The following is a 6,697-nucleotide window of genomic DNA, read 5'->3' as shown; positions in this document are numbered from 1 at the left end:
CCTGCACGACCCACCACTTCCGCAGTAGCATTCCTTTCTCGAATAAATTCATTTTAAGTCATATATCGCACGTGTCGTGTAGGTGAGAACCTGCGCTCAGGTTCGAGCCGAGCGAAGCGAGACAGCAACGCTTGCGTCGGCCCCGAAGGCTGGGCATTCTGCATGACCCGCTATCTAAAAAGTCGCATTCCCTCCTCAAATAAATCCACTTTAAGCCATATAGCATGTGTCATATCGATGAGATAAAACCCATCATCATTCCCTACTCGGTAAGGCTTTGCGGTATATTAGATTTTTACCCCTCTCTATGGACTATATAACCCGTCAGGAACTGTTTTTTAATCCTATCGAGCTGGGATGGAGTCATTGCCACAGGGAAGCGCGTGTAGCCCTGTTTAGGAAGATATATGATTGGTCCGTTGATTAATGGTGCCGCTATCTTGATTGGTAGCGGGCTGGGTATTGCTTTACGTCGTTTTATCCCTCAGCGTTTGCAAGATGGGCTGCCGCCAGCGTTTGCGATGGTGTCGATTGCAATGGGAATCACACTGGTTGTTAAAGTCCAGCAGTTGCCTGCGGTGGCGTTGGCTATCGTAATTGGTGTGGCGTTAGGCGAGCTGCTCCGCATGGAGTCTGGTGTGCAGTGGGCTGGCACGATGATTCAGAAGGGATTAAACCGCGTGCTGCCTGCACAGGAGCACCGCTTGCCGCAGGATGTCTACACTCAGAACTTTACCGCGTTAATCGTCCTGTTTTGTGCCAGTGGGACCGGTGTGGTTGGGGCGTTGACGGAAGGGCTAACTGGCGATTATCAACTGCTGATCATCAAATCTGCTTTGGATATTTTTACCGCGCTGATTTTCTCCATCACGCTTGGCCTTGCCGTGATGTCGATTGCGATACCACAGATTATTGTCCAGACGCTGCTGTTCTTCTCTGCCAAATTGATTATGCCCTTTATGACAGACATCACGATGGGTGACTTTTCTGCCTGTGGTGGCATTATCATGATTGCGGTAGGGCTGAGGATCGCGCAGATCAAATCATTTGCGGTGGTTAACTTCCTGCCTGCATTGGTTCTGGTTATTCCTATCTCTCTATACTGGCATCGCTTCTTCGCCTAAAGCGCAGCATCTGATTAGCGGCTGACGATCGAAGGCATGTCGCCGCTAAAGATTTGTGTCACTTTCTGATCGGTAAGCGGCACGCTTTTGCTACAGACATAAATATGCTTTCCTTGCGGGCTGATGCTCTTGGCTAGCTCGATGTAGCTGGCAAACTCGACCTGGCTGTGCCCACCTTCATTCATCTCTATGGCATGGATGATGAGCCTGTGTAAGGCGAACAGATCGAGTCATTGGTTGGATGCCACTTACGCATTTCATCTCACGATTTTAAGCATAGTAAACAAAATTGCGGGTTTTATGGAAAAAACACCGCGACTTTAGGGCGGGTTTTCGGTATTTTGTTTAGGATAAAAAACGTCAGTACTGATGATTAATGAGTATCTGGTGTTACAACCCGAGTTGTCATCGTGGAAATTTATAATGAGTATCCTTTTTGATAGCAATGAGACCATTTATCCCTTTCCGCCGAAGCCCAGGCCTTTATCGGCTGATGCAAAACAGCACTATCGTAGCAGGATAAAAACGCTGCTGCGGGAAAGAAATGCTGTCATGGTCGCGCACTATTATACCGATCCTGAAATTCAGGCGCTGGCGGAAGAAACGGGCGGCTGTGTAGCGGACTCGCTGGAAATGGCGCGCTTCGGTAGCACCCATTCGGCATCAACGCTGCTAGTGGCAGGTGTCCGCTTTATGGGAGAGACCGCCAAGATACTCAATCCGGAAAAGACGATTCTGATGCCTACGCTGGAAGCAGAATGCTCGCTCGATCTCGGTTGTCCCGTCGATGAGTTCAGCCGTTTTTGCGATGCGCACCCAGACAGAACGGTGGTGGTGTATGCCAATACCTCCGCGGCAGTGAAAGCACGTGCTGATTGGGTGGTGACATCCAGCATCGCGGTGGAACTGATCGAGCATCTGGATAGCCTGGGAGAAAAGATTATCTGGGCACCGGACCGCCATCTGGGAAGCTATGTACAAAAGCAGACTGGGGCGGATGTGTTGTGCTGGCAGGGCGCGTGCATTGTGCACGACGAATTTAAAACGCAGGCGCTGCAGCGCATGAAGATTCTGTACCCCGACGCGGCAATTTTGGTCCATCCGGAATCGCCACAGAGCGTGGTAGAGATGGCTGACGCCGTTGGGTCAACCAGCCAGCTGATTCAGGCGGCGAAAACGCTGCCACAGCGCGAACTGATTGTGGCGACCGATCGCGGCATTTTCTACAAGATGCAGCAGGCCTGCCCGGAGAAAACGTTGTTGGAAGCGCCGACAGCGGGAGAAGGGGCCACCTGCCGCAGCTGCGCCCACTGTCCGTGGATGGCGATGAATGGGCTGGAGGCGATTGCTAACGGTCTGGAGCAAGGCGGTGATGCTCATGAGATTCATGTTGATGCAGCCCTGCGAGAAGGCGCGTTAATCCCGCTGAATCGCATGCTGGATTTTGCGGCTTCGCTAAAATTGCGTGTTAAAGGGAATGCCTGACGGAGATCTTGGGCATCTTGATAGAGATTTTTTTACAATAATTGAGACAGGGTGATGAGATGGATTTTTTTAGTACCAGCAATATTTTAATTCATATCCCTTTGGGGGAAGGGGGATACGATCTTTCCTGGATTGAGGCGATTGGCACGCTGTTTGGCCTGCTGTGTATCTGGTTCGCGAGTCAGGAAAAAACTATCAACTATCTGTTTGGATTGATTAACGTCACGTTGTTTGCGGTGATCTTTTTCCAGATTCAGCTTTACGCCAGCCTGTTGCTGCAAATCTTCTTCTTTGCCGCCAATATTTACGGTTGGTATGCCTGGACGCGTAAGACGGATTCGCAGGAAGTGGAGTTACGCATCCGCTGGCTGCCAGTACAGAAACTGATTGGCTGGTCGGTGGCGTGTATTGTCGCGATTGGTTTGATGACGTTCTACATTGACGCGGTGTTTGCTGTGCTGACGCGTATTGCTGTTTCCGGCATGCAGGGGCTGGGGCTGTCTGTGCAGATGCCGACTCTCCAGCCAGATGCGTTCCCATTCTGGGATTCCACCATGATGGTGCTCTCGATCGTGGCGATGATTCTGATGACGCGTAAATACGTCGAGAACTGGTTGCTGTGGGTGGTGATTGATGTGATAAGCGTGGTGATTTTTGCTTATCAGGGCGTGTATGCAATGGCGGTAGAGTACGCCATCCTGACGCTGATTGCCCTGAACGGCTCTTGGCTGTGGATTAAGAGCGCACAGGAGAATCGCGTCAGCGCGGTTTCACACGGCGTGTAGTCCAAACTTAATGCTTGTGGTGGTGACCTTCTGCATCATGGCTTTCATGATAATGACTTTCCTTATAGTGGAAAGCGCAGTGGTCATCATCACAGCGTTGATATTCCATCTGAACCGTCGCGTGTTCAATCTGGTAATGCTTCAGTAAATATTCCTGAATTCGTCTTAACAACGCATCGTGATCGTGAGGGGGAACCACCTGCGCATGTAGCGTCATCATCGGTTTTTCGCCAACCTGCCATAAGTGAACGTGATGGATGTTTCTGACTTCAGGAATATTCAGCGTCAGATCTTTCTGTAGAACCTCAACGCTAAGTTGTCCGGGCGTACCTTCCAGCAACTCATGAATACTCTCTTTCAATAACGCCCACGCACTACGCAGCACCAGACACGACACCAAAATAGAGAGAATCGGGTCGATAGGCGTCCAGTTGGTATAAAGAATGATAATGGCTGCGGCAATCGCACCAACGGATCCGAGTAGATCGCCCAGCACATGCAGAGCCGCCGCGCGGACGTTAATATTTTTCTCTTCACTGCCGTGGTGTAACAGCCAAAATGCCACGATATTTGCCACCAAACCAGCAACGGCGACAAGCAGCATAGGCACGCCCGCAACGGGCTGGGGATCATAGAAGCGCTGAATGGCTTCCCAGAAGATGAAGGCGGTAATCAGTATCAGCGTCAGCGCGTTCACAAAGGCGGCGAGGGTCGTGAGTCGCAAATAGCCAAAGGTATGGCGTGCATTGGGCTTACGCTGTGCGAAACGTACGGCGACAAGCGCGACGAACAGCGCGGCGGCGTCCGTCAACATATGGCCTGCATCTGCCAGTAAGGCGAGGGAGCCGGACAGCAGACCACCAATGACTTCTGCCACCATAAACGTGGCGGTAATGATAAACGCGGCCAGCAGACGTTTACTGTTGCCGGATTCCGTGTGGCTGTGATTATGTGCCATAGATCACCCTGAGTTGCGGTTTTATCCCACTTTACTGAAACCCGCAGAGAAAACCTATTCTGTCATTCACCCGATCTGCCAGTTGAGCTATTTTCTGATGAAAATAGGACGGATGCGGCATCTGAGAGCATTTGATCGCGTAAATCCCGCTGATTTCAGCGCCCTGACAACACCAGCTTGACATATAATAATCAATCTTCAATATGAAACATCCCGTTTCTCAGGCTACCCGTCTAGGCGGGATGGCGCGTATTGGATGGGGCTAACATACCGTTTCGGAACCGATGGATTTATTTATGAATTACCAAAATGATGATTTAAGAATTAAAGAGATTAATGAACTTTTGCCGCCGGTTGCTTTGCTAGAAAAGTTTCCAGCCACGGAGAAGGCAGCGGAAACGGTATCGTTCGCGCGTACTGCCATCCATAAAATTCTTAACGGCAATGACGACCGCCTGCTGGTGGTCATTGGTCCTTGCTCGATCCACGATACGAAAGCAGCAAAAGAGTATGCCGCGCGTTTGCTGACGCTGCGTAACGAGCTGAGCGACGATCTGGAAGTCGTGATGCGGGTTTATTTTGAAAAACCTCGTACTACGATTGGCTGGAAAGGGCTGATCAACGATCCGCACATGGATAACAGCTTCCAGATCAATGACGGCTTGCGCATTGCACGCCAGCTGCTGCTGGAAATTAACGACATCGGTTTACCGGCTGCGGGTGAGTTTCTGGATATGATCACCCCGCAATACATGGCGGATTTGATGAGCTGGGGCGCTATCGGCGCACGTACGACGGAATCTCAGGTTCACCGTGAACTGGCATCCGGCCTGTCATGCCCTGTCGGCTTTAAAAACGGCACCGACGGTACGATCAAAGTTGCGATTGATGCGATCAACGCCGCCAGTGCACCACACTGCTTCCTGTCTGTGACCAAATGGGGCCACTCGGCTATTGTGAACACCAGCGGTAATAACGATTGCCACATCATTCTGCGCGGCGGTAAAACGCCGAACTACAGTGCTGAGCATGTGAAAGATGTGAAAGTTGGCCTGGAAAAAGCGGGCCTGACACCGCAGGTCATGATCGATTTCAGCCATGCGAACAGCAGCAAGCAATTCAAAAAGCAGATGGATGTCTGTACTGACGTCTGTGGGCAGATCGCTCAGGGCGAGAAAGCGATTATGGGCGTGATGGTGGAAAGCCATCTGGTCGAAGGCAACCAGAATCTGGAAAGCGGTGAACCGTTGGTTTATGGCCGCAGTGTGACCGATGCCTGCATTGGCTGGGAAGACACGGAATCCCTGCTGCGCCAGTTAGCGTCTGCTGTACGCGAACGCCGTAACAAGTAATATCGAATAGCGTGCTAGCTGGCACGCTATACCAAAACGTAGGGAACGTTTTTCAACGTCGCTTGCTATAGTTTGTTAGGAAACACGTTGAATTACGCGGCATAAAAAACCCGGCACAGGCCGGGTTTTTCTCATTCAGGGGTAAATTACTTCGCTTTACCCTGATTCGCTACTGCGGCAGCTTTTGCAGCGATTTCGTCTGCGTTGCCCAGGTAGTAACGTTTGATCGGCTTGAAGTTCTCGTCGAACTCATAAACCAACGGCACGCCAGTTGGGATATTCAGTTCCAGAATTTCGTCTTCGCCCAGGTTATCCAGATATTTCACCAGCGCACGCAGTGAGTTACCGTGAGCCGCAACGATCACACGCTCACCGCTTTTGACGCGTGGCAGGATAGTTTCGTTCCAGTAAGGCACAACACGGTCGATGGTCAGCGCCAGGCTTTCAGTCAGTGGCAGCTCTTTGTCGCTCAGAGAAGCGTAACGCGGATCGTGGCCCGGGAAACGTTCGTCATCACGCGTTAACTCTGGAGGCGTAATTGCAAAACCACGACGCCATTGTTTAACCTGCTCATCACCGTATTTCTCAGCGGTTTCGGCTTTGTTCAGGCCCTGCAACGCACCGTAGTGACGCTCATTCAGTTTCCAGCATTTCTCAACTGGCAACCAGGCTTGATCCAGCTCGTCCAGTATATTCCACAGTGTGTGAATGGCACGTTTCAGCACGGAGGTATAAGCGAAATCAAAGGCAAAACCTTCGTCTTTCAGCAGTTGACCTGCGGCTTTGGCTTCTGAACGGCCTTTGTCGGATAGATCGACATCGTACCAGCCTGTGAAGCGGTTTTCGTTGTTCCACTGGCTCTCACCGTGTCTTACCAGTACCAGCTTAGTTACAGCCATAGCTAAACTCCTTCCTATCCTAAGATTTCTGTGATAACTGATTTCATTATAGGGGTGGAGAACGGTTATCGGCAATCGATAGTCGATGGCAAGC

Annotated in this window: 7 protein-coding genes and 1 other RNA gene; 5 read left to right on the top strand and 3 right to left on the bottom strand. The window is 50.9% G+C overall.

From position 1 onward, the window contains the following. Nucleotides 1–62: 62 nt before the first annotated feature. A non-coding RNA gene (locus H0248_RS09125) (RtT sRNA) lies at nt 63–173 on the top strand. A 234-nt stretch (nt 174–407) separates the two neighbouring features. Continuing rightward, a complete protein-coding gene (locus H0248_RS09120) occupies nt 408–1,124 on the top strand; it encodes a DUF554 domain-containing protein (RefSeq protein WP_014914681.1) in 717 nt (238 codons plus the stop codon). Between the two features lie 14 nt (nt 1,125–1,138). On the opposite strand, the gene H0248_RS09115 is transcribed toward H0248_RS09120, so the two are convergent. Next, on the bottom strand, nt 1,139–1,309 hold the full coding sequence (locus H0248_RS09115) for a hypothetical protein (protein ID WP_240345952.1): 171 nt from the start codon (nt 1,307–1,309) through the stop codon (nt 1,139–1,141). Nucleotides 1,310–1,547: 238 nt separating this feature from the next. Here H0248_RS09115 and nadA point away from each other — a divergent pair, with 238 nt between their 5' ends. After that, nucleotides 1,548–2,609 (top strand): quinolinate synthase NadA, encoded by a 1,062-nt coding sequence (nadA, locus tag H0248_RS09110; RefSeq protein ID WP_014914683.1) that lies wholly within the window; start codon nt 1,548–1,550, stop codon nt 2,607–2,609. A 59-nt stretch (nt 2,610–2,668) separates the two neighbouring features. Then, nucleotides 2,669–3,394, top strand: coding sequence for a nicotinamide riboside transporter PnuC (pnuC, locus tag H0248_RS09105; RefSeq protein ID WP_039498848.1), 726 nt, complete (start codon nt 2,669–2,671; stop codon nt 3,392–3,394). A 7-nt stretch (nt 3,395–3,401) separates the two neighbouring features. On the opposite strand, the gene zitB is transcribed toward pnuC, so the two are convergent. Next, nucleotides 3,402–4,352, bottom strand: a complete 951-nt coding sequence (zitB, locus tag H0248_RS09100) for a CDF family zinc transporter ZitB (protein WP_180785705.1) — start codon at nt 4,350–4,352, stop codon at nt 3,402–3,404. 296 nt (nt 4,353–4,648) lie between these two features. On the opposite strand from zitB, the gene aroG reads away from it, so the two are divergent. Next, nucleotides 4,649–5,704 carry a 3-deoxy-7-phosphoheptulonate synthase AroG gene (gene aroG, locus H0248_RS09095; RefSeq protein ID WP_180785703.1) on the top strand — a complete coding sequence of 352 codons (1,056 nt, stop codon included), beginning with the start codon at nt 4,649–4,651 and terminating at the stop codon, nt 5,702–5,704. 146 nt (nt 5,705–5,850) lie between these two features. Here aroG and gpmA read toward each other — a convergent pair whose 3' ends face one another. Beyond that, nucleotides 5,851–6,603: a 2,3-diphosphoglycerate-dependent phosphoglycerate mutase gene (gene gpmA, locus H0248_RS09090; RefSeq protein ID WP_010285317.1), complete on the bottom strand. Its 753-nt coding sequence runs from the start codon at nt 6,601–6,603 to the stop codon at nt 5,851–5,853. Nucleotides 6,604–6,697 lie beyond the last annotated feature (94 nt).

Origin of the sequence: Pectobacterium brasiliense (assembly GCF_013449685.1) — a bacterium.
Classification (GTDB): domain Bacteria; phylum Pseudomonadota; class Gammaproteobacteria; order Enterobacterales; family Enterobacteriaceae; genus Pectobacterium; species Pectobacterium brasiliense_A.
Note: the sequence above shows the minus strand (reverse complement) of the source record. Positions and strands in the feature narration are given on the sequence as shown.

Excerpts from the sequence above, each read along its gene's own strand:
- H0248_RS09120 (WP_014914681.1), top strand. The coding sequence starts at position 408 with ATGATTGGTCCGTTGATTAATGGTGCCGCTATCTTGATTGGTAGCGGG.
- H0248_RS09115 (WP_240345952.1), bottom strand. The coding sequence starts at position 1,309 with ATGAATGAAGGTGGGCACAGCCAGGTCGAGTTTGCCAGCTACATCGAG.
- nadA (WP_014914683.1), top strand. The coding sequence starts at position 1,548 with ATGAGTATCCTTTTTGATAGCAATGAGACCATTTATCCCTTTCCGCCG.
- pnuC (WP_039498848.1), top strand. The coding sequence starts at position 2,669 with ATGGATTTTTTTAGTACCAGCAATATTTTAATTCATATCCCTTTGGGG.
- zitB (WP_180785705.1), bottom strand. The coding sequence starts at position 4,352 with ATGGCACATAATCACAGCCACACGGAATCCGGCAACAGTAAACGTCTG.
- aroG (WP_180785703.1), top strand. The coding sequence starts at position 4,649 with ATGAATTACCAAAATGATGATTTAAGAATTAAAGAGATTAATGAACTT.
- gpmA (WP_010285317.1), bottom strand. The coding sequence starts at position 6,603 with ATGGCTGTAACTAAGCTGGTACTGGTAAGACACGGTGAGAGCCAGTGG.